We start from the raw sequence: 22,226 nt of genomic DNA on the forward strand, positions 1-22,226 counted from the left end.
CTTGCAACTAAATCTTATACACATCTTCACAAACCAGTCCGGTTCTACTTTATGGATCCCGCGGTCTTCGCCGCGGGATTTCGAAATGCAGCATGTACTCACATATCATGCGAATTCCCGCTGCTGTGACCGCGGGATCCCATGTTTTAGCACAGCCATCCTGGTTCTGCGATCAAATCCGCTGGTCGTGGACAAGATGTGATCAAGAGACAATTGCTTGCAACCAGAATTTTATGCACAAACTATAAGCTTCGATTTAGAAACATGAGAAACTATGATCCTGTTTGCAAACAAGCAGGCTACAACTCCTGGTTCCGGGGTCACAGCTGCGGAAACTCGAAATGCAGTAATTTATTTTTTTAAATAAACATCAAACCGGACTGTTTTACCCTCAAAACTACTATCAGGCTCTAACAACGGTTTCGTTTTTTGAGGCCATTTTACAACGACCCTTTGCTTCACATGTGATATCGCTGTTGTTAATAAGTCCAATGCATCTTCATCAGTACCAATCATCTGCTGTAAAACCTGCATGTCCTTTTTCACCAAAGCAGATTTACTTCGTTGTGGGTGCATGGGATCAATATAGACAACATCAGGATACTCAGTGTCAGCAAGACTTATCAAATAGGAACGGGCATCACCAGCATGAAGAGAAACATTTAATTTGTGTTTGTCCGATTCATCCTGATGGCCGATTGCATCGGATAATAAAGAAGCCATTAGAGGATTACGCTCCAACATGACAACCTGTGCGCCAAAACTGGCTAAAATCGCAGCATCTCGTCCCCACCCTGCTGTTGCATCAAAAATTTTAACCCCCGGTGCTGGTTTGCATGCACGAATCAAACCTTGTTTTTTTCCTTCTGATCGACGCTTACTCCAGGTTAAGGCAGTAAAATCTGCTGATAAAAGTGAGAAACCAGGTATTTTCAAAGTCAACTTACTTGAAGTGAGGTACAAACAGCTAGAGGCGTCTTTATCAAGGATAAAATCAAGTTGTTTTGCCAGGAGTTCTGCTTTGTCCCGCAATTCATCGCACTCATATCCTACTGATGTTATAAAGTTCATGATTGCGACAATAAATGATCGACATAATGTGCGAGGGACTGATAAACAGGCACCTCAGGATAAGCTTTTAATCCAGCGAGATCAGTCATAGATGACAACACCATAACTGGACTGGCACCAGCCGCATAGGCAGCCTCAATATCCGATACACGATCCCCGACAAAAGGTACACTATTAAGAGAGCAACTAAACTTCTTCGCTAAATTGAGTAACATGCCAGGTTTTGGTTTTCGACAAAAACAGTGCTCTGATGGGAGATGAATACAATAGTCAATTGCATCAATTCGCCCCCCAACCGACTCAATTGTCTGTATCATCTTCAAATGTATCGCTGCCAGCTCATCTTCTGTGTAAAAGCCTCTGGAAACACCGGACTGATTGGTAGCCACGCCAATGGTGTATCCCGCTTTAGTCAATTGAGCAATTGCCTGAATGCTTTCAGGAATAAGAATAAACTCCTCTACACTTTTAATATAGTGTAGAGAGTCCTGGTTTATTATCCCGTCACGATCCAGTAAGATTAATTGAGTCATGACAACTGTAACATTGAAATATCAGCAACGCCCTGTAATAAATCGTTTAATTGGGATAACAATGCCAACCGGTTCTTTTTTATAGCCTTATCATCAACCATAACCATCACATTATCAAAAAAGGCATCAACTGGCTCTTTCAAATGGGCTAGCTGCTTGAGTAATAATCCGTAATTGGCATCGCGATATAGAGAATCAACAGATTCTTTAACAGCATTTATGTGAGTATAAAGTGCTTGTTCAGCTCCTTCTTCTATAATATCCGCGTTAATATCCCCTTCCAGATCTCTTGTATCTGCGTGAGCCAATAAATTATTAACCCGTTTACAGGCCGCTGAAAGTGATGCAGCTTCAGGTAAGCTAATAAAGAGTTTTAGTGCATTTAACCGCAAATCCAGATCATAAAGCCAGTCGTCCTGTCGAGCACGTACGGCCTGAACCAGATCAGAGCTCACCCCTTGGCCTTGATAGTAAGATTGAAGCCTCTCAAGAATGAACGTCTTTAACTCAAGAACAGCAGCCTGATCCATAGTCACTGTCTCACCATAGTTTGCTGTAGCTTCATCAATCAAGGTCGATAAATTAAGAGGTGAAGGTGTTGCTATTAAAATACGAACCACGGCTAAAGCATGACGCCGCAATTTAAATGGATCTTTCACTCCAGTAGGTTTTTGACCTATAGCAAAAATACCCACTAAGGTATCGATTCTGTCTGCCAATGAAAGTGTCATACCTAAAGCAGATTCAGGAAGCTTATCTGCTGCAAATCGTGGCATGTATTGTTCATTCAACGCTTGTGCGACACTCAGGTCTTCACCATCATTTAATGCGTAATAATACCCCATCAACCCCTGTAACTCGGGAAATTCTCCCACCATCCCTGTCATCAAATCGCATTTACTCAATACAGCAGCACGTTCTGCTTGTTTGGTAGATAATTGAAGCGCATGACTTAAATGATGCATTAACGATTTAACGCGCAATGCTTTATCATGCAAACTTCCAAGTTTGATTTGAAAAACTACTTGTTCTGTTGATGGTATGTGCTCACTTAGAGACTGCTTTTTATCCTGTCTAAAAAAGAATGCCGCGTCGCTTAATCGGGCACGCATTACTTTTTCATTACCTGCTATGACCTGCTCAGGATTAGCACTGGCTATATTTGCTACAGTGATGAAATGAGGTAACAATGCGCCTTGTTGATCATTCAAAGCAAAACATTTTTGATGCGATTGCATGGAAGCGATCAAGGCTTCTGCAGGAACATCCAGAAATTCTTTCTCAAAATTGGCAATTAATGCCTGAGGCCACTCAACTATAGAAGTGACTTCATTAACCAGATCATCAGGCATAATGGCACTGGCATTTAAGGATTCAGCCAATTGCCCCACCTGTTCTTCAATCATTTTACGACGTGTTGCAAAATCGGCAACAACAAAGGCCTCACGTAATTGCTCTTCATAGCGATCAGCAGAGACTATTTTTATTTTTTGCGGATGATGAAATCGATGTCCCCTGCTTTCTCGTCCAGATTTAACGCCAAGAATCTCCTGTTCAATCACTTCGTCGCCATAGAGCATAACCGCCCAATGAACAGGTCTGGCAAATTCTTCATCACCATCACCCCAACGCATGGGCTTGGCAATAGAGAGCGAAGCTATGGATTGCACAACCATGGCAGGCAATAACGTCTTTGTTTGTGCGCCAGCGTTTTGGATCTCACAAACCATCCAGTCTCCCTTATCAGTCTGGATTCGGGTCAATGCTTCCACAGGCACTCCGCAGGATTTGGCAAAGCCTGTTAATGCAGGAGTAGGATTACCCTCTTTATCATATGCGGCAATTGCAGCGGGGCCTTTACGGGTCACCGTCTGACTTTTTTGCTCTGATTGTAAGTCCCGAATTAAAACAGCTAATCGTCTGGGTGTCGCGAATCGTTTCACTTCCCCATAACTTAATTGGGCCTTATCTAATGCCGCGAGTAATTGATTAGCAAACTCATCAGCCAAAGGCCAGACTGCAGCGGAGGGTAACTCTTCACACCCTAATTCAAAAATAAAATCATTGACCATCACACACCTTTTGCATAGGGAAGCCTAAAGCCTCTCGAGCTTGATAATAAGCTTGAGCCACTGCTCTGGAAAGCTGTCTTACACGAAGAATAAAACGTTGACGTTCAGTAACGGATATTGCTTTACGTGCATCCAGTAAATTAAATGAATGTGATGCTTTCATTACCATTTCATAAGCAGGCAAGGGCAGCTGCAGAGAAATCAGTTTTTGCGCCTCACTTTCGTAATAATCAAACTGTTTAAATAATTCATCAACATTGGCATGTTCAAAATTATATGCCGACATTTCAACTTCATTTTGGTGAAATACATCACCATAAGTGACAATTCCCTGTGAATTTTTACACCAGGGTAATTCAAACAAATTATCAACACCCAAAACAAACATTGAAATTCGTTCCAGCCCGTAGGTTAATTCCCCGGTAACGGGTTTACACGCCAAACCACCTACCTGCTGAAAATAGGTAAACTGTGATACTTCCATGCCATTTTGCCAGACTTCCCAGCCTAAACCCCATGCGCCCAGCGTAGGAGATTCCCAGTTATCCTCAACGAAACGAATGTCATCCACCAATGGATCAACACCCAAAGCACGCAATGAATCCAGGTATTTGTCCTGAATGTCCAAAGGAGAGGGTTTGAGTACTACTTGAAATTGATAGTAATGCTGAACTCTATTGGGATTTTCTCCATAACGTCCATCAGTAGGTCTTCTGGAGGGTTGCACATAAGCAGCCGACCAAGGCTCAGGACCAATAGCCCTTAAAAAGGTGGCAGGATGAAAAGTACCTGCACCAACTTCCATATCCAGAGGTTGTAAAAGAACACAACCTTGAGCAGCCCAATACTGCTGCAGTGTTAATATGATTTCTTGAAATGTAGTTGGTTTTGTCATGAAAGTCTCAAAATTTACAATTAGGAAGTTTTAAATAACTCCTCAAGTGATCGTATTGCTGGATAATAAGCCATCATCAACCCGAATTAAATATATTGAGACTATGCATTACATAGTCTCAACAGAATGTGACTTCTTATAATTCTTTACGATTGAATCACTGAATTACTCTAGTTTCCAGCAGCTTTCTTAATCAGTTCCTGCAATGACTCTTCACTTGCTGCGCCTGGAATAAATGAAGGCTCAGTACCTGATTTAAATTTGCCATCAGGAGTGGAGGCAACGATAAATGCTGGTGTTCCCATCAAATGCAGTTTTTCTGCCAATTGACGATTCGCTTCAAGAATATCAGTAACTTCCTTACTGTCCATATCTTTCTTGAGTTTATCCATATTCAAACCTAATGACTTGGCAGCATCCATAACATTTTGATCATCAAGACGTTTTTCAATTTTCAATAAAGCTTCATGCATCTGCTGGTACTTGCCTTGCATACCGGCAGCAAGAGCTACTCTTGAAGCCATTTCAGAGCTTTTGCCAAATATAGGGAATTCTTTGTAAATAACTCGTAAACCAGAGTCTTTTTTAACTAAACTATCGATAATTGGGGACATTTTTTTGCAGTGAATGCATTGATAATCGAAAAACTCGACTATGCTGACAGCACCCTTGGCATTACCCACTGTGGTCAGTTTACCCTGGAACAGTTGATCTGCATTTTCTAAAATCGCAGACTGTGCTTGCTGTTGCATATTCTGTTGTTGCTTTTGTTGTAATGCTTGAGAAGCTTCCAACAGTACCTCTGGGTTACTGATCAAATAATCATGAACCAATTTTTCAATTTCTTTTTTTTGAGCATCAGACATAGGGGTAGTTGTAGCATCAGCGGCCATAGTCATGGGTGATACTAAAGTAGTTGCCAGCGCTCCTGCAGTTAAAAATTTTGAAAATTTCACACAATTCCCCTTATTAATGGTTAACTAATAATTTAAGTTAATATCGGCAGCGTACTCAGAGTCGATTCACTACCGGACTGAATTTTAATTGAATCCAGTTTCTTTAGCCAGTCGCACCCTAGCACCGACTAAAGAAAAATTCAATATTAAATACCGATTACTTACAAAGACTAATGCTCTTATCACTAACCTGCACCTTAGCGGTTCTTTAAAAATGAGAACACTCATCAACAACCGTTAAATTAGCATAGGCCAAAACCAGCCATTTTACCCCATGTTCGCTAAATTTAACCTGAACACGGGTGTGCGCACCACTTCCCTCCACTGCAAGAACAACACCTTGCCCAAATTTTGCATGGACTACATTTTGTCCCATCGGTATTCCTGAAGATTCAGGTGCTGAAGGAATTTGACTTCGAGAACTTGACACCGGACTATACCGTGCCTTGACACGAACCTGATCAAGCAGTTGCTCAGGTAATTCTCGTAAGAATCGTGACGGTCGATGATATTCCTCTCGCCCATATTGCCGCCTTACTTCCGCGTAGGACAAGATCAGTTTGCGCATGGCTCGAGTCATCCCCACATAACAGAGTCGACGCTCTTCTTCGAGACGTCCGGGCTCTTCAAGAGATTGCTTTCCAGGAAATACCCCTTCCTCCAGGCCAACCAAAAATACAACCGGAAATTCCAGACCTTTAGCGGCATGCAAGGTCATTAAGTGAACATAGCGCTCATGTTCCTCAGCCTGCATCTCACCTGCTTCAAGTGAAGCATGGGCCAGGAATGCATTGACCAGGGGAAGTTCGTCTTCTTCGTCTTGTTCGTAACGGAATTGTTTGGCCGCGTTGATTAATTCCTGCAGGTTATCCAGACGTGACTCGGATTTATCTCCTTTAATTTTACTGAAGTGGGCGTAGAGTCCACTTTTTTGAATCACCTCAGAGAGCTGTTCATCCAGCTCCATAGCTACTGTCTTTATCTGCAATTGTTCGATAAGTTCTATAAAACGCAGTAGTGATGAACCCGAACGCTGCGTCATTTCACCTGATTGCAGCAGATTTTTCGCAGCATTCCATAAGGAGCACTGCTCTGCTTTGGCATGAGCTCGTAGATCTTCCAAAGTTTTTTCACCAATTCCGCGAGTAGGGAAATTAACAACCCGCTCAAATGCAGTGTCATCATTCGCATTCACCAACAAACGCAAATAAGCTAGAGTATCTTTGACCTCTGCCCTGTCAAAGAAACGAACCCCTCCATAAATTCGGTAGGCAATTCCAGCACGTAATAACGCTTCTTCTAACACTCGTGATTGAGCATTGGAGCGATACAGTATTGCAATTTCATCTGCACTGCCACCCTGATTAATCTCCATCATAATCCGTTCTGCAACAAAACGCGCTTCTTCCAATTCATTAAAAGCACTGTAGACAATTATTTTTTCACCGGTGTTTCCTGCGGTCCACAAATCTTTACCCATACGTGAGTTGTTATTGGTGATTAATGCATTGGCTGCTTCAAGAATAGTCGCTGTTGAACGATAGTTTTGCTCTAATCTGATGATGTGGGTATCTTTAAAATCAGTAGAAAACTTTTGAATGTTCTCAACTTTTGCACCACGCCAACCATAAATAGACTGATCATCATCCCCTACTGCCAATACAGGAGTATGTTCTCCAGCAAGTAAACGAATCCAGGCATACTGGATAGTGTTGGTATCCTGAAACTCATCAACCAGAATCGCCTGAAATCGCTGTCGATAATGCGCCAGAATTTCCGGATTATCCCTCAATAATTCGTGGGTTCGTAATAATAGTTCGGCAAAATCAATGACACCGGCTGTTTGACAGGCTTGCTCATAAGCACTGTAAATCGCTACCAGTGTTTTTGTTGGCCCATAAGATAAAGCATTAACATGCTGAGGCCTGATGCCTTCATCTTTTCTGCCATTAATAAAGGATTGGGCTTGCTTTACCGGCCAGCGATCGGGATCCAGATTTAAAGACGCGATGACTCTTTTAATAACGCGAGCCTGATCTTCTGAGTCCAGAATATGGAACTGCTCGGGTAAACGCGCTTCCTTATAATGGCGACGCAGTAAACGGTGGCATAAACCATGAAATGTTCCAACCCAGAGTCCCATCACCGGAGTATTCAGCATACTGCTTAATCGTGAGCGCATTTCACCGGCGGCCTTATTGGTAAACGTTACAGCCAGGATTCCATGAGGTGAAAGCTGTTCTTTTTCGATTAACCAGGCAATTCGGCTGACTAATACTCGAGTTTTACCACTTCCGGCACCAGCCAGAACCAACATATTATTTAAAGGAGCGGTAACCGCTTCACATTGGCGTTCATTCAAGCCCTTAAGAAGTGCTGTCATGCTCATAAATAGATTCCAATCGAACAGAGATGGAGCATTATCTTCAATTTAACTCATAAAGACAAAGGGATTATTCAAGTCTCTGGCATAAAATTCAGATAACGCTGGTATTGCTTTAAACCTATACAGAGCGCAAAATATTGTGATTTCTGTATTGCAGTTAATTAAAGTATACTATAGAAAAAATTATAAAGGACTAATATGCATTCCCTCTATCCAGCAATTAAACCTTATGCCCAACATGAAGTCAAAGTAAGCAAACCCCATGTACTCTATGTTGAAGAAACCGGGAATCCGGAAGGAATTCCAGTCATTGTCCTGCATCCTGGACCTGGTGCAGAAGCAGATCCTCATCTAAGACGATTTTTTGATCCCCAACGTTATAGAATCATCCTCTTTGATCAACGCGGTTGTGGGCGCTCTACTCCTCATCTTGAAATTAAAGACAATACAACATCCTTACTGCTTGATGATATTGATGCAATCCGAGATTTTCTGGGCTTATCCGAGTTTGTACTGTTCGGTGGTGGCTGGGGCTCATTATTAGCGTTACTCTATGCTCAAAAATTTCCCCAACAAGTTAAAGCGTTGCTGTTGCATCAAATCTTTTTAGGCAGACAAAACGACATTGACTGGTTCTATAAACAGGGTGCCAGCCTGGTGTACCCTGATTATTGGCAAGAATTTATCAGTTTGGTTCCAGAGAACAAGCGCCACGATATTCCCCAATTTTATGCAGATTGCCTGCAAGGATCTAACGATCTTATTCGAATGAGTGCTGCAAAAAACTGGGCGCTTTGGCAAGCACGATGCAGTAGTTTGCAACCCCATCTTTATGTCATCGATCAATACAGCGATCCTCATTTTGCTCTTGCACTTGCGACACTGGAATCCCATTTCATCAATAATCGTTATTTTATTGAAGAAAACCAGGTTATGGATCAGGTGCATAAAATAAGGCATATACCAACCTATATCGTCCACGGTCGATTTGATCTGGTCAGCCCATTAGCCGGAGCGTGGGAACTTCATCAGGCAATACCTGCATCAAATCTTAGAATTGTGCGCGATGCCGGGCACTCCGACAGAGAATCGGGAATAATTGATGCAATAATTTACGCGACTAAAGAGATTTCAAAACAAGGATTAGATGCATGTTAACTGTGATTCAGCGTGTTACTGAAGCGCGGGTTGACATTAATGACACTACGGTAGGGTCGATTAATCAAGGGTTAATGATCCTGTGTGGATTTGAGCCTGATGATACAGAGCAACGGTTGGCTCGAATGATCGATAAGTGCATCAACTACCGTATTTTTGATGATGGTCAAGGCAAAATGAATTTAAGCCTGAAGGAAATTGATGGCGGTCTTTTGCTCGTGCCGCAATTTACTTTAATGGCGGATACTCAAAAAGGCCTCCGACCTAGTTTTTCAAAAGCAGCGCCGCCTGAACTCGGACGACAACTCTTCGATAAATTATTAAGCATGGCACATCAAGCACATCCCAAAACACAATGCGGAAGTTTTGGAGCCAACATGCAAGTCCATTTGTGTAACGATGGGCCAGTTACTTTTTTGATGCAATTTTAAATCTCATCAGGATACTTCTTCATTCAAACTCAAATGGATTATCCTGATCTACCCCTCTTTAATTTGCAGCAAATTTCTTATTGTAAGAGCTGTTTGCAAGAAGCATAAACTGGTGTAACATCGTTCTAAGTATCTAAAAAATTAGAATAAATTATGCGCTTAATTGTAACATTTGCAACTATGGTAAGTTCTTTAGTGTTAACAGGATGTGCTCATAAAGGGACTAATCCCATAGACCCATATGAACCATTTAATCGCAAAGTTCATAACTTTAATATGGCTTTTGATGCAACCATGTTAAAGCCGCCTACACGACTCTATGTTGCGGTTGTTCCTGCTGTAGTGCGCAAAGGAGTTAATAATGCATTTAATAACCTTGACATGCTGCCCACGATCGCGAACGATATTTTGCAAGCTAAAGGAAAATGGGCAATAAGAGACTCCTGGCGTTTTGCCATTAACTCGACCATTGGAGTTGCTGGTATTTTCGATGTGGCGAATAAATTTGGTCTTCCTCCTCACTATAATGATTTAGGGCTTACTTTTGCAAAATGGGGTGATAAAAAATCCCCCTATATTGTCATCCCCTTTATAGGACCAAGCACCATTAGAGATGGTTCGGGCTGGCTGTTCCAATTTGCCCTGTGGAGTCCCTACGTTTATATGAAAAATGATGCTCTCGCCTTTGGTCTAATCGGTTTAAGGTATGTTGATTTACGCTCACAACTCTTTGAAACTGAACGGCTAATGAATGAGGCATTAGATCAATATTCGTTTATTCGTGATGCCTACTTACAGCATAGAAGTTATCTTATAACCGGAGCGGAGCAAGATAATGGTTCACTCTATGCTCAAGACGTCCAGGCAGATCAATCAGCCGCAGCTAACGATTATGTTGATGAATAATTTATTAAAATCGGCTTGATGCCATTTTGTTGCATGATTCCCCACCTTGAGCCTGAGAGATGGTCACTATTTGTGACCATCTCTCAGCCATAAAGCGCGGCAAGTCGAAGTAATTAGATAAAATATCAACAGCCCCTAACAACAATTCCCTCAGTTTCAGCTTTTATTGCTGGCGAATTTTCTCAAGACCGCGAAGAAAATCACCTGCTATATCCAATCCTGTTTCCTCTGAAATTTCTCTTAAACAGGTAGGACTGGTCACATTAATTTCAGTCAAATAATCACCGATCACATCAATACCAACAAAGTACAATCCTTTATCTTTTAGCACAGGACCAATTTGTTCGCATATCCATCGATCTCTTTCTGTGATGGGAACAACTTCTCCCCTGGCTCCGGCTGCCAAATTACCTCGTAACTCCCCTTGCGCAGGAATTCGCGCCAAGGCATAGGGTACTGGCTCACCATGAATCACAAGAATTCGCTTGTCTCCTGTAACAGCAATTTCAGGGATATAGCGTTGTGCCATAATGCACTTGGTTTCACCTTTAGTTAATACTTCAAGAATAACCGATAAATTTCTTCCCTGCTCATCCACATGAAAGACTGAACTTCCCCCCATGCCTTCCAATGGTTTGAAAATTACATTTTTATGCTCTCGCCAAAAGGCTTTTAATCGCTTGATGTCTCTTGATACCAGGGTAAGGGGACAACACTGAGGAAAATTCAAAGTAAAAAACTTTTCATTAGCATCACGTAAACTTTGAGGCTTGTTTGCCACCAAAACGCCATCTCGCTCGGCAAGCTCCAAAGCATAAGTGGTATAAATGTACTCAATATCAAAGGGAGGATCTTTGCGCATGAGTATCATATCAAAATCACTCAAGGGTTTTTCCCCCAGATCGTTTACTTCAGCCCATTCAGAACTGTGTAAATCACCAATATTGATCTCATGAACTCGCGCATAGGAATGACCCGCACTGCAAAACAAATCTTCTTGAGTAAAATAAACACAAGACCAACCCATTGCTTTAGCACTGGATATCATTGCAATAGTAGTGTCTTTATAGGGTTTCAAACAATGTAACGGATCCATTAAAACTGCGACTTTCATTATTCACCTCCGATAGCCCTGATTTCTCGGGCAGCGGCCAAAGCTGCCAAACGAGCAATCACCCCATAAACATAAAAGCGATTAGGACAATCAACCACTTCCAATTCATCACAGGGCATATTGCACGCTTGAGCAAAAGCCAATGGTTCGAAATGCATTCCTGGAGCATTCAAATTTTCATCAATTCCTCTCCCCTGATGAACTCTGTAGAATCCACCAACAACAAATTGACCAATCATATAGACAACAGGCTCAGCTACTGCTCCATTCGGCATGGTTTCAAAGGTGTAGACCCCTTCCTGAATAATCACTCTCTCAACCTTTCGACTTCCTTTGCTACTGGACATTTTGGTACGTTGTTTTCTATTTAACTGTCTGATTTCATTGGCATCGTGGACCATCATAACACTCATGCCATAAGTTCCATTATCTGCCTTAACGACAACAAACGGCTTTTCTGCAATTCCATAAACAGCATACTTATCAGCTATCAAACCAAGAATTTTTTCGACCTCTTGAGCTAATTGCTCAATTCCTTCCTGCGCCATAAAATCGACTCCATCAATGGCACTGAAATAGGGGTTAATTAGCCAGGAATCAATATCTACCAGCTCAGCGAATTCCTTGGCAACTTCATCAAAAAATTGAAAATGGCTTGATTTCAAGCGGGATGCCCAACCCAATTTAGCGGTGGGTCGTATTCGTTGCTCTAATCCGACCAATAGCTCAGGAACACCTGAAGACAAATCATTATTTAACAATAAGAAACAAGGATTAAAGTCATCCAGCCCTACTCGGTTATCTTGTCTTCGCAACGGCTCAATGAGTAAACTCTCACCATTTTCAAGCAATACTTCCGTGGGATTTGTTATTTCGGGATCCAGGCTTCCAATACGAACTATAAATCCTGCTTTTGTAAAGATAGTACGAAGTACATTTAAACTTTGTAAATAAAACTTATTACGAGTGTGGCTCTCCGGTAAAATCAGAATTTTAGTGCAATCCGGAATATACTCAATTAACACCGATTGAGCAGCCTGGACGCATAGAGGAAGAAAGTCTGGATTCAGATTATTAAATCCAGCCGGGAATAAATTAGTATCTACTGGTGCCAGTTTAAATCCCGCATGCCGCAAGTCTACAGATGATGTTAAAGGGGCAGGAGTTTCCTTCCATTTTTGCCTGAACCATGCTTCGATTGGAGCAACATGATTTAACAGAATTTTTTCTACATGAAATAAAGGTCCCGAATGAGCAGTAGTCAGATGGGGTACCGGTATGTCATTAGCGTTCATGCGTGTTCTCTAAATGTGGGAATGACCTGATGTTACCCTATGTTAATGATAAAATAAAAGATAAAGTCATCTATTCAACACACGAACTCCTGGCTCAATTCTCCAAATTATAGTCAAATAATCAGAGGGGGTTAAACTGATTCGAAAATGCCGCAAGGTCACATTAGGGTTAGTCAAAACGCCCTATCACGAACCAGGTATTTTATATCCCGCTTAGCCTTTAGCCATCTGGGTTAAGGAGAAATTATAAGCACACTGTCACTATCTGGCCCAAACAAAAAACACATAAAAATCCTGAGGATTGATTCATTCAGCACTTGAATGTCATAATTCAAGTTTTCACATTCTTGATGAACATACCCGTTTATGGATAAATTAAATACCTTAAAATCACTCCTCCTTCTCATCATTTTAGGTTTTATCTGGGGTTCAGGATATTCGTTAGCTAAATTTGCCATGACGAACGGGGTATCTCCTCTTGGGTATGCATTCTGGCAATCATTAGGTCCCGCTGTATTGTTAACCTGCATTTGCCTTGCCACGCAAAAAGCTAATCTGTTTCACCGCTCATACTACCCCTATTTTTTAATGTGTGGATTAATAGGAATAACCATTCCAAATACCAATATGTATTTCATAGCCAGTCATATCCCTGCAGGATTATTGGCAGTACTTGTGAACACCGTACCGCTTCTTGTATATCCATTGGCCCTTCTGACAGGCCAGGAGAAATTGGATGGATGGCGTTTGTTTGCTTTATTACTTGGCATGACAGGAATACTCTTTATCATAGGTATCAATACCGCAGGTTTGTATTCAGGTTGGACATTATTAGCCCTGTTAAGTCCACTAGGATTTGCTGTTTGCTCTATATACATCGGTATAAAACAACCCAAAGGAATAAACACCCTGCAAGCGGCAAGTGGCATGCTCCTGGCGGCCTCGCTTCTGCTAATCCCTCTTGTGGTATCCCAAGGGGCATTTTATCCTCTTTCTGGACCATTTACTTTTGTAAAACAAATTATCGTTCTGGAAATTATCTTATCCAGCCTGGGTTACTTACTTTTTTTCACGCTTATTCGTTTAGCTGGCCCTGTATTTTATAGCCTGACAGGTGGCGTCGTTGCCTTGACTGGCTTATTTTGGGGTTATCTCATTTTTGGAGAAACGCCTTCCCCTATGCAAAGTGTGGCCGTTGTTTTAGTCATTTCTGCCATTTTTCTGTTATCATGGAGGCAATCAATACATATGAAAGGAACCTGATTTATGATTGCTGAACTGGCAAAACAATTCAGTACCCAACTTGAAACCTTTTTTTACCTGATTGCTTTAATCAATGGAATGTTACATATTATTTTTGCAGGTGCCGTAGCACGAGATGCTGGTAATTTATACCGACTAGGACAAAAACCGGTTTTAGTATCTGCACCAACCTGGGCATTCGCTACTTTAATCGGTGGAGTATTGACTGCGACAATTTACTGGCTGCTTCATCATTCAACATTAACCAGACCGTCAATGAGAGAAATTCGTTATGACAAAGCATGATATTAAAACTATAGATGTTCATGAGTTAAAAAATAGAATGGATGCTCATCCAGATTTATGCTTAATTGATGTACGTGAGATTAATGAATGGCGTGATATGCGAATCCCTGGAGCGCTTCACATTCCCAAAGATGAAATCTCTGTAAAAATAAACGATTCAATAACAGATAAATCAAAACCGGTTTATTTGCATTGCCGAGGCGGAGTTCGATCGTTATATGCGGCTCAATGTCTTATGGATATAGGCTATCAGGACGTTTATTCAGTAGATGGCGGAATCATGGAGTGGGCAATGTTTGGTTATCCCGTTGAGCAGGAGTAGTTATGCTCCAACAGCAAGAGTAACAAAGAGAACCAATTATTCTTTCTTGTGATCTCATACTCCTGCCGGCTCTAGGAATTAAGTAGCCGATAGTAGCTGAAATGGAAAAACGTGGTAGAAATTTGAAACTTTCGTCTCTCAAACATTACATTGAGGCGACTGGAGGGAAGCTACGCCTTGATGAAGAGCTTCCTAATGGAACTCATTATGGTTTTATTGTTTGATGTGACTATGTTGACTCATGCACATAATCACTGTGTCATAAACTGTGGCATGGCTGTGGCAGCACTAGGCTGTTCTAGGCCGTTTCTCAATGATTTGATGCGTTGCAAGATATTGATTTATAAAGCTTTTAAAACTAGAGCATTAGGCTTCGAACCAAGGTGTCTGGGGTTCGAGTCCCTCCGAGCACACCATTTAATCAAATATTTGTAACACTTTTTACTGCATCCTTGAAACTTGAGCCCTACTACCTGTACCCACTCCCAAGCTGCTGATTCTGAGGCCGATTCTGCTAGCCTCAGCTATGAATTTATCCCGGTAATACAGCAAAACCTTGTAATAGTTCATTGTTAATGGTTGAAAATCCTCCCCCTGCATACACGGTGTTGCCATTGAGGGCTAAGGCATACACAACGCTGTTGGCATTGAAGTTCCATGGCGTAGCTAGGCCAGTACTGGCATCTAATGCCGCAATACGATTTCGCGTTTGACCGCCGATAGAGGTGAAGCCCCCCCCTGCATAGACGGTGCTACCGTTGAGAGCTAAGCTGTATACAATCTGGTTAGCGTTGGGGTCCCATGGCGTAGCTAAGCCAGTACTGGCATCTAATGCCGCAATACGATTTCGCGTTTGACCACCGATGCTGGTGAAGCCCCCCCCTGCATAAACAGTGCTACCATTTAGGGCTATGGCATGCACGTAACCGTTAGTGCTGGCGTTGGGGTCCCATGAGGTAGCCAAGCCGGTTCCCATATCCAATGCGGTAATGTAGTTGCGGAGTTGACCACCAATGATCGTGAATTCCCCTCCTGCATAGACGATGCTACCGTTTAAAACTAGGGCAGACACGAGGCCGTTGGCGTTGGGGTTCCATGGCGTGGCCAAGCCGGTTACGACATCCAAGGCCGCAATACGGTTGCGGGTTTGCCCGCCGATGCTGGTGAAGCTACCCCCTACATAGAGGGTGCTGCTGCTGAGGGATAAGGCATGCACAGTATTATTGGCATTGGGATCCCATGGGGTGGCTAGGCCGGTTACGACATCCAGGGCGGCAATGTGGTTGCGCGTTTGACCGCCGATGCTCGTAAAATCCCCCCCTGCATAGACAGTGCTGCCACTGAGAGTTAACGTTCGTACCGTGGTGTTTACATTCGGATTCCATGAGGTGACCTGGCCGGTGCTGGCATCCAAGGCCGCAATACGGTTGCGCGTTTGACCGCCGATGGAGATGAAGAAACCGCCTGCATAGACGGTGCTACCGTTGGGGGCTAAGGCGTACACAACGCCGCTGGCATTGGGGTCCCATGATGTCGCTAGGCCAGTACTGGCATCTAATGCCGCAATACGATTTCTCGTTTGGCCACCGATGCTCGTGAAGTCGCCCCCTGCATAGACGGTGCTGCCGTTTAGGACTATGGCACGCACGTTGCTGTTAGCGTTGGGGTCCCATGGGGTTGCCAGGCCGGTTCCGTCATCCAACGCCGCGATACGATTGCGGGTTTGGCCGCCGATGCTGGTGAAGCCCCCCCCTGCATAGACGGTGCTGCCACTGAGGGCTAAGGCAATTATGCCGCCGTTGGGGTTGGGGTTCCATGGAGTCGCCAAGCCGGTTCCGGCATCCAAAGCGGCAATGTAGTTGCGGCTTGCACCGCCAATGCTAGTGAAGTCTCCACCTGCATAGACGGTGCTGCCACTAACGGCTAAGGCATACACGATGCTGCTGCCGGCATTAGGGTTCCATGGTGTCGCCACGCCGGTTCCAGCATCCAGGGCGGCGATACGGTTGCGGGCTTGGCCATTGATGATCGAGAATTGCCCCCCTGCATAGACGGTGCTGCCGCTGAGGGATAAGGCATACACCCTACCGTTGGCATTGGGATCCCATGGGGTTGCCAGGCCGGTGCTGGCATCCAATGCCGCGATACGGTTGCGGGTTTGGCCGCCGATATTGGTGAAGTCACCCCCTGCATAGACAGTGCTGCCGCTGAGAGCTAGGGCCAACACAATGGAGTTGGCGTTGGGATTAAAATCGGGATCTACAGTGTAGTCAGACAAAATATGGGCGATTCGGTTGCGGGACACACCACCAACCTGTGTAAAGTTCCCTCCGATGTACCAGCCTCCCATCCCGTCGGAGATAACGGTATAAATAGTATCGTTCACCTTAGGAAAATGAGCTAACGGTTGGGCAGTATTCTCATCAATTGGCGCACCATAACCGGTGTTTGGCCCTACCCTAGTAAACGTGCCACCAAGGTAAATGACATTATTAGCAAGGTCTGGCAAAAGGGCATATACTGTACCATTGGTTACCCAGGGATAGTTCACGGCAAGACTGATGTTGATGCTGTTGGTATTGCTTCCTGAAACCGGGACACTGATGGCCTCGTGTGTGGCAGTACCTGGGGTGAACATTAACTGACAGCTCGCTCCCGGAGCAATGCTGGTGCACTGGGAGGCATCTTGTGTTACATCATTCCAGCTTGGGGGGAGCGTGGCGGCAACGTTAGTGGCCGTCACGTTTAAAGAGTGATTGGTGATGGTTAATGTCCAGATTGCTCCGGTAAATGTCAACGAGGCTGGAAGTAAAATTAATGGGGAGCCTGTTACCGTAATTGCGGCATCGGTAGGTGGCACCGGTGGTATCGGGGGAGCACTGCTAATGTTCAAACTACTCCCCGGACTTGGCCGGTAGCATAGATTTAGATTCGGGCTGCCATTCGAGTTTGCCTGGCACAATAACGGCCCGCCATGGACGCCGTCTTTGGGCAGTGCGCTGCCCGTAATCGCCAGATTTAACGTGCAGCTGCTGCCCGCCTGCCCTTTGGGAGCCAACAGGCAGGGCATGGTTTGCGCAATACCCTGTAGGGGTTGAATCACCAGTCTTTTAGGCTTGCCAGACTGATTTTGTACCACATACTGTACGTTGGCCGTCTCATCTTCGGCTACGCTTTGGGTGGGATTACTTCCCGGGGCCGGCAGGATGGTCCAAAGAGGAGCTGCCGCCTGTGCGCCATTGAGCATTAACCCTGACAAAAGTAAGGCTAATATCCTGTTCCAAAAAATGTGTTTGATGCTTCTTTGCATTCGTTCTGTCCTTATAGTTTCCTCAAGGAGAAGAAACAACGCCTCATGAACTCAGGGATAATTGGGAGTTCTCCTCAATGGGGTGTTGGCTCAACTAACTTAAATCATGGCGAGACATCATCAAAAAAGTCGCTGTCGCGAACTAGTTTATTGACTCTTACCTATTGAAATTTAATGGTTTTTTTATTTTTCATCAAAAAATATAGCATAAGTGTCACTGTCTTTTCAATTCAATGCCAACACTTTATAAAGTAGCATCTCAGAGAGAGCTGATGCACTTAAATCTGAGTTTAATGGATTGAGGCCCTGTCCTTATGATTGAATCAATACCACGATCAGACCACGCTTTATAACGTCTATGAATCTGGCGCCAATAGCCGTAATAATAAGGAAGAAGACGCCTTTGGCAGACAGTGCGCAATACATACCAAACTCCTTCCATAAAGCGACGGACTCTTGGCTCATCTTTGACATGCAATCCCTTTATGCAACGAAGATAGGAGTGAATTTTATCCTATAATTTTTTTGATATGTTATGATTCATTTAGACAGTTCCATTAGTGCTTTTTACGACGGCAAATCGAATTGCACTATAAAACCACCTCCTTTTCAATCAAATAAAATTTCGTTCACAGAACCTAGGCTGATTCGACTTATGCAGTATACAAACAGGGGGCGGTAGTTCAACTCTTTAAAAAAATGGCACATTAATTAGGGCGGGTTTAAAACTTATCTGCGCAGACTACGTGCCTCGATTTGTTCCTGAGAGATGGTCACAAAAAGTGACCATAACTTTTTGAAAAAAATGATAATTTTTTTTGGAGTGCATGAAGAATTGTGATCTAATAGTTTTGACGAAATTATGAGGCTCACCATCATGCACTTGACTGAATTATTACATAAAACCTTCGAAGAAGAACTACCCCACGTTCATAAAAAAAGACTAAGTAACCTAACAGAAGCTTGCGAATCGACAATAGGAAGTAACACTCTCTGTTTAACTGGATTAGGACGCGCGCTCATCAATTCGAATAAAGAGTCTAGTAACATCAAAAAAATTGACCGGCTTTTAGGAAATGGTTCACTTCAAGCGGAACGAGACTCATTTTATCAAGCTAGCGTAGCCTGGGAGCAGGCCCAAAGGGCCGTATCCCAGGGTTTCTTTTAAGTTGAAAATGGATTATTGCCATAAAATTAGTGAAAGAGATTGGTCTAAGTGAGTTTGGAGAGTAAATGAGTGGTGAACTTAAGCTGGCATAACAATAAAACCTGGGATACGGCCCTTGGGGCCTACTCCCAGGCTGTCTCTTGATCACATCTTGTCCACGACCAGCGGATTTGATCGCAGAACCAGGATGGCTGTGCTAAAACATGGGATCCCGCGGTCACAGCCGCGGGAATTCGCATGATATGTGAGTGCATGCTGCATTTCGAAATCCCGCGGCGAAAACCGCGGGATCCATAAAGTAAAACCGGACTGGTTTGTGAAGATGTTTATAAAATTCAGTTGCGAGCAACCAGGCTACTTAACTGAGACATAGTTGATTGTAAACACGCTCTAACCTAATCCATTTGACATGGGAACAGGCTCCGCTGAAGGGGTTGTATCTTTAGCTGGTGTTTTAGGTACAGAAACCTTTGAACTGCTTGCTCCATACAAAGTGGAACGATGTTTGGCAGGGCTTACTGTTTGTTCCTTTTTAGCTTCCGCGCTGTCTATGTTTTTATTGAAAAGTAATGCTTCTTTTAATTTGAGATCTTTAATATCATTTTCGACTTTATATCCATCATTATCAAATGGGTTTACAGGCAGATAACCCTTTATGCAATCACCACCTACATAAACATGGTTAAGGAAAAATTTAAGCAGACTGGGGTACATGTAAGCCAAATCGATATCACCAGGCATATTATCTATTTTTAAATTAAGGCTCGCTCCCAGGAGCCGCTTCATAATACTGTTATCTGCACTTGCTACTAACTTGTATATTCCACCATAACTTTCTACAATTTTATCATAGATATAAAAGGCTAATGTATTCAACACTCGTGCTGCTTCAAATTCATCATCCTGTCTATCAAGGAGTTCTATTGTTTTTAATAAGAGACGCGCTTGAATTTTCCTTACTCCAGGAAGTAATTCAGTGTCCTCCCATAGTTTATCAAGATCCTTTTTATAAGTTTCCTTATGCTCTTCAATTGTTGATGCTATGGCTTCTTTAATACTGATTTTTAATGTTTTATATGCTACTAATTGATAAGACATCTTAATTTCTCCTTAAACTCCATTAACAGGATTAGTGAATTTCTTTCACCAAAAATCAGTTTAAACTAATTAATTATTTTCGTCATGTGTTTTCTTTTTACTAACTAATTAAATTTCAACCTATTGATTTTAATTAAAAATATCAGGGTCTGTTGACCTTTCATCCACAGACCACTACTTCGCGCGCATAAAAGAAGAAATATAGGCTATGGGAGCAATTATCAACAGAACCAAGAAGACAATTCAGTTATTAATTTATTGCTTTATGGGTCTTTTTTAAGGTAATTTAATCAGCAATTTAACTTTTAGCAGTTACTCGAATGATAAGAATCCTCTGCCGTTCCTTGTTGTTTTTTTATGCTTTTACTGGATATGCTCAAAACCCCCAACCCAAGCTGATTGTACAAATTGTAGTTGACCAGTTACGTGGCGATTTAATCCATAACCACCAACATCAAATGGGCTCCGGGGGCTTTAATTATTTACTAAGCCATGGTATCAATTTTAATAACGCCCATCATCCTCATGCCAACACCACGACATGCGCAGGTCATGCAACCATAGCAACTGGTAGTTATCCTTCGATACATGGAGTCATCGATAATGACTGGTTTGACAGAAAATCCAAAAATCTTATCTATTGCATGGAGGATTTGGACAACCAGATTGTATCGACAATACACACAAAAAAATCCATACCAGGCCGCTCTCCAAAAAACTTGCAAGGCACGACTCTGGGGGATGAAATCAGCCTGGCAAATAAAGGAAAAGTGTTTGCGGTCTCTTTAAAAGATCGCGCTGCGATAACATTGGCAGGTCATTCAGGAAAAGCATTCTGGTTTGACAAAATGAACGGTGGCTTCGTATCCAGCAGGTATTATTACACCAGTTATCCGCACTGGGTTCAAACCTGGAATGCACAGTATAAGCCTATAGCCTTCGACTGGACTCTTAGTCGCCCCATAACTCAATATCAAAACAGTGCAACAAAGCCATTCAAAGAACAATATGGAGATTTTAGCCAAACATTCCCTCATCATGTTAACAATCCTCCATCCGAATCTTATTTCAAATCGTTATCCAGAACTCCCAAAGCAGATCAATTAACTGCTGATTTTGCAGAACAATTACTTATTAATGAACAATTAGGAACATCAGGCAATAAAACAGATTATCTTGGCATCAGCTTTTCAGCAGTCGATGCCATCGGGCATCAATTCGGTCCAAACAGCCTAGAAGCAGAAGATAATTTAATGCAATTAGATAAAACATTGAGTCATTTATTATCTGTAATTGACAAACAGACAGGGCTCGAAAATACACTCATTATACTCACAGCGGATCATGGCGTTAGTGACGGCCCAACATTGCTTAAAGCACATGATATCCCGCAAGGTAAACCTTTTGACATTGTGGCATTAGAGCAAGTCATTAGGCTAATGTTATCTGAAGAATATCAACTTCCTCCTGAGACTTTGATGTCCATTACCCCACCCTACATCTACTTCAACCATCAGATCATCGCTGAGCACAAATTAAATGTCGCTAAGGTTAGCAGATTTATATCCAGTGCGCTGCCCCAGCAACCAGGCATATACAGAGCTTATCCATTACCCGTTACCAATGTTGAAGAAGATTGGCTCACTGCCAAAGTTAATCGTATGGCTTACCCTTATCGCGCAGGAGATGTGTATCTGATTCCTCCTCCTTATCAATCGCTTGATGACAAACAAGAGGATACAGTTTCCCATGGAACCCCATGGCAATATGATAGTTATGTACCTTTATTATTCGTCAATCCAAAATTTAAACCGAAGCTCATTTCACGACCAGTGTACACTACCGATATTGCTTCGACCTTATCGGCTTTATTAGGTATTAAACCACCTTCTGGAGCGGTTGGTGTTCCCCTGACTGAAGTCGTCGCATATTTTAGGTAGGGTCTTCAGGTTCAATGAATAAA

At 42.8% G+C, this 22,226-nt stretch carries 19 protein-coding genes and 1 pseudogene; 9 read left to right on the plus strand and 11 right to left on the minus strand.

The genetic code is table 11. From position 1 onward, the window contains the following. Positions 1-351 precede the first annotated feature (351 nt). The 6 genes from ELY21_RS13385 to uvrD form a co-directional block, all read right to left on the minus strand. Positions 352-1,071, minus strand: a complete 720-nt coding sequence (locus tag ELY21_RS13385) for a class I SAM-dependent methyltransferase (protein ID WP_127110262.1) — start codon at positions 1,069-1,071, stop codon at positions 352-354. Beyond that, entirely contained in the window at positions 1,068-1,604 is a 537-nt protein-coding gene (gene gmhB / locus ELY21_RS13390) for a D-glycero-beta-D-manno-heptose 1,7-bisphosphate 7-phosphatase (protein ID WP_127110263.1), read from the minus strand. Before gmhB ends, ELY21_RS13385 begins: the two co-directional genes overlap by 4 nt. Next, positions 1,601-3,676 (minus strand): glycine--tRNA ligase subunit beta, encoded by a 2,076-nt coding sequence (gene glyS / locus ELY21_RS13395; RefSeq protein ID WP_127110265.1) that lies wholly within the window; start codon positions 3,674-3,676, stop codon positions 1,601-1,603. Before glyS ends, gmhB begins: the two co-directional genes overlap by 4 nt. Then, entirely contained in the window at positions 3,666-4,571 is a 906-nt protein-coding gene (gene glyQ / locus ELY21_RS13400) for a glycine--tRNA ligase subunit alpha (protein ID WP_028383087.1), read from the minus strand. The genes glyS and glyQ overlap by 11 nt, the downstream gene beginning before the upstream one ends. 170 nt (positions 4,572-4,741) lie before the next feature. Further along, positions 4,742-5,527 carry a DsbA family protein gene (locus tag ELY21_RS13405; protein WP_127110267.1) on the minus strand — a complete coding sequence of 262 codons (786 nt, stop codon included), beginning with the start codon at positions 5,525-5,527 and terminating at the stop codon, positions 4,742-4,744. 208 nt (positions 5,528-5,735) lie between these two features. Further along, positions 5,736-7,916 (minus strand): DNA helicase II, encoded by a 2,181-nt coding sequence (gene uvrD / locus ELY21_RS13410; RefSeq protein ID WP_127110269.1) that lies wholly within the window; start codon positions 7,914-7,916, stop codon positions 5,736-5,738. A 195-nt stretch (positions 7,917-8,111) separates the two neighbouring features. On the opposite strand from uvrD, the gene pip reads away from it, so the two are divergent. The 3 genes from pip to ELY21_RS13425 all read left to right on the plus strand — a co-directional run bounded on the left by pip (position 8,112) and on the right by ELY21_RS13425 (position 10,408). Beyond that, on the plus strand, positions 8,112-9,071 hold the full coding sequence (gene pip / locus ELY21_RS13415; RefSeq protein WP_127110271.1) for a prolyl aminopeptidase: 960 nt from the start codon (positions 8,112-8,114) through the stop codon (positions 9,069-9,071). Then, positions 9,065-9,502: a D-aminoacyl-tRNA deacylase gene (dtd, locus tag ELY21_RS13420; protein WP_127110273.1), complete on the plus strand. Its 438-nt coding sequence runs from the start codon at positions 9,065-9,067 to the stop codon at positions 9,500-9,502. The genes pip and dtd overlap by 7 nt, the downstream gene beginning before the upstream one ends. A gap of 153 nt (positions 9,503-9,655) precedes the next feature. Beyond that, complete coding sequence (locus ELY21_RS13425) at positions 9,656-10,408, plus strand: VacJ family lipoprotein (RefSeq protein WP_127110275.1); 753 nt, start codon at positions 9,656-9,658, stop codon at positions 10,406-10,408. Positions 10,409-10,571: 163 nt separating this feature from the next. Here ELY21_RS13425 and gshB read toward each other — a convergent pair whose 3' ends face one another. Together gshB and gshA are read right to left on the minus strand one after the other, a co-directional pair. Continuing rightward, positions 10,572-11,522 (minus strand): glutathione synthase, encoded by a 951-nt coding sequence (gene gshB, locus ELY21_RS13430; RefSeq protein WP_199741721.1) that lies wholly within the window; start codon positions 11,520-11,522, stop codon positions 10,572-10,574. Beyond that, positions 11,522-12,817 carry a glutamate--cysteine ligase gene (gshA, locus tag ELY21_RS13435; protein ID WP_028383094.1) on the minus strand — a complete coding sequence of 432 codons (1,296 nt, stop codon included), beginning with the start codon at positions 12,815-12,817 and terminating at the stop codon, positions 11,522-11,524. The genes gshB and gshA overlap by 1 nt, the downstream gene beginning before the upstream one ends. Positions 12,818-13,183: 366 nt before the next feature. Here gshA and ELY21_RS13440 point away from each other — a divergent pair, with 366 nt between their 5' ends. The 4 genes from ELY21_RS13440 (at position 13,184) to ELY21_RS15940 (ending at position 14,911) form a co-directional block, all read left to right on the plus strand. Then, positions 13,184-14,080 (plus strand): DMT family transporter, encoded by an 897-nt coding sequence (locus ELY21_RS13440; RefSeq protein ID WP_127110279.1) that lies wholly within the window; start codon positions 13,184-13,186, stop codon positions 14,078-14,080. Positions 14,081-14,083: 3 nt separating this feature from the next. Next, positions 14,084-14,365, plus strand: a complete 282-nt coding sequence (locus tag ELY21_RS13445) for a hypothetical protein (protein WP_127110281.1) — start codon at positions 14,084-14,086, stop codon at positions 14,363-14,365. After that, positions 14,352-14,687 (plus strand): rhodanese-like domain-containing protein, encoded by a 336-nt coding sequence (locus ELY21_RS13450; RefSeq protein WP_127110283.1) that lies wholly within the window; start codon positions 14,352-14,354, stop codon positions 14,685-14,687. Before ELY21_RS13445 ends, ELY21_RS13450 begins: the two co-directional genes overlap by 14 nt. Before the next feature lie 101 nt (positions 14,688-14,788). After that, a complete protein-coding gene (locus ELY21_RS15940) occupies positions 14,789-14,911 on the plus strand; it encodes a hypothetical protein (RefSeq protein WP_255411190.1) in 123 nt (40 codons plus the stop codon). A gap of 308 nt (positions 14,912-15,219) precedes the next feature. On the opposite strand, the gene ELY21_RS13460 is transcribed toward ELY21_RS15940, so the two are convergent. Further along, complete coding sequence (locus tag ELY21_RS13460) at positions 15,220-17,997, minus strand: PQQ-binding-like beta-propeller repeat protein (RefSeq protein WP_127110285.1); 2,778 nt, start codon at positions 17,995-17,997, stop codon at positions 15,220-15,222. Between the two features lie 325 nt (positions 17,998-18,322). Then, positions 18,323-18,505, minus strand: a pseudogene (locus ELY21_RS13465) (transposase); the annotation flags it as partial. 369 nt (positions 18,506-18,874) lie between these two features. Between ELY21_RS13465 and ELY21_RS13470 the strand changes: the two are divergent. Further along, entirely contained in the window at positions 18,875-19,165 is a 291-nt protein-coding gene (locus ELY21_RS13470; RefSeq protein ID WP_127110287.1) for a hypothetical protein, read from the plus strand. Positions 19,166-19,555: 390 nt separating this feature from the next. Here the strand turns inward: ELY21_RS13470 and ELY21_RS13475 are convergent, their stop codons facing one another. Continuing rightward, complete coding sequence (locus ELY21_RS13475) at positions 19,556-20,263, minus strand: hypothetical protein (protein WP_127110289.1); 708 nt, start codon at positions 20,261-20,263, stop codon at positions 19,556-19,558. A gap of 320 nt (positions 20,264-20,583) precedes the next feature. Between ELY21_RS13475 and ELY21_RS13480 the strand changes: the two genes are divergently transcribed. Beyond that, on the plus strand, positions 20,584-22,203 hold the full coding sequence (locus ELY21_RS13480; RefSeq protein WP_127110291.1) for an alkaline phosphatase family protein: 1,620 nt from the start codon (positions 20,584-20,586) through the stop codon (positions 22,201-22,203). Positions 22,204-22,226 lie beyond the last annotated feature (23 nt).

Source organism: Legionella sp. km535 (genome assembly GCF_003990085.1).
Lineage (GTDB): Bacteria > Pseudomonadota > Gammaproteobacteria > Legionellales > Legionellaceae > Legionella > Legionella moravica.

What these genes read in the sequence shown, in the direction of transcription:
- glyS (WP_127110265.1), bottom strand. Translation starts at nt 3,676, where the DNA reads ATGGTCAATGATTTTATTTTTGAATTAGGGTGTGAAGAGTTACCCTCC.
- ELY21_RS13440 (WP_127110279.1), top strand. Translation starts at nt 13,184, where the DNA reads ATGGATAAATTAAATACCTTAAAATCACTCCTCCTTCTCATCATTTTA.
- ELY21_RS13385 (WP_127110262.1), bottom strand. Translation starts at nt 1,071, where the DNA reads ATGAACTTTATAACATCAGTAGGATATGAGTGCGATGAATTGCGGGAC.
- gmhB (WP_127110263.1), bottom strand. Translation starts at nt 1,604, where the DNA reads ATGACTCAATTAATCTTACTGGATCGTGACGGGATAATAAACCAGGAC.
- ELY21_RS13425 (WP_127110275.1), top strand. Translation starts at nt 9,656, where the DNA reads ATGCGCTTAATTGTAACATTTGCAACTATGGTAAGTTCTTTAGTGTTA.
- ELY21_RS13480 (WP_127110291.1), top strand. Translation starts at nt 20,584, where the DNA reads ATGATAAGAATCCTCTGCCGTTCCTTGTTGTTTTTTTATGCTTTTACT.
- gshB (WP_199741721.1), bottom strand. Translation starts at nt 11,522, where the DNA reads ATGAAAGTCGCAGTTTTAATGGATCCGTTACATTGTTTGAAACCCTAT.
- gshA (WP_028383094.1), bottom strand. Translation starts at nt 12,817, where the DNA reads ATGAACGCTAATGACATACCGGTACCCCATCTGACTACTGCTCATTCG.
- dtd (WP_127110273.1), top strand. Translation starts at nt 9,065, where the DNA reads ATGTTAACTGTGATTCAGCGTGTTACTGAAGCGCGGGTTGACATTAAT.
- glyQ (WP_028383087.1), bottom strand. Translation starts at nt 4,571, where the DNA reads ATGACAAAACCAACTACATTTCAAGAAATCATATTAACACTGCAGCAG.
- ELY21_RS13450 (WP_127110283.1), top strand. Translation starts at nt 14,352, where the DNA reads ATGACAAAGCATGATATTAAAACTATAGATGTTCATGAGTTAAAAAAT.
- uvrD (WP_127110269.1), bottom strand. Translation starts at nt 7,916, where the DNA reads ATGAGCATGACAGCACTTCTTAAGGGCTTGAATGAACGCCAATGTGAA.
- ELY21_RS13445 (WP_127110281.1), top strand. Translation starts at nt 14,084, where the DNA reads ATGATTGCTGAACTGGCAAAACAATTCAGTACCCAACTTGAAACCTTT.
- ELY21_RS15940 (WP_255411190.1), top strand. Translation starts at nt 14,789, where the DNA reads ATGGAAAAACGTGGTAGAAATTTGAAACTTTCGTCTCTCAAACATTAC.
- ELY21_RS13460 (WP_127110285.1), bottom strand. Translation starts at nt 17,997, where the DNA reads ATGCAAAGAAGCATCAAACACATTTTTTGGAACAGGATATTAGCCTTA.
- pip (WP_127110271.1), top strand. Translation starts at nt 8,112, where the DNA reads ATGCATTCCCTCTATCCAGCAATTAAACCTTATGCCCAACATGAAGTC.
- ELY21_RS13475 (WP_127110289.1), bottom strand. Translation starts at nt 20,263, where the DNA reads ATGTCTTATCAATTAGTAGCATATAAAACATTAAAAATCAGTATTAAA.
- ELY21_RS13470 (WP_127110287.1), top strand. Translation starts at nt 18,875, where the DNA reads ATGCACTTGACTGAATTATTACATAAAACCTTCGAAGAAGAACTACCC.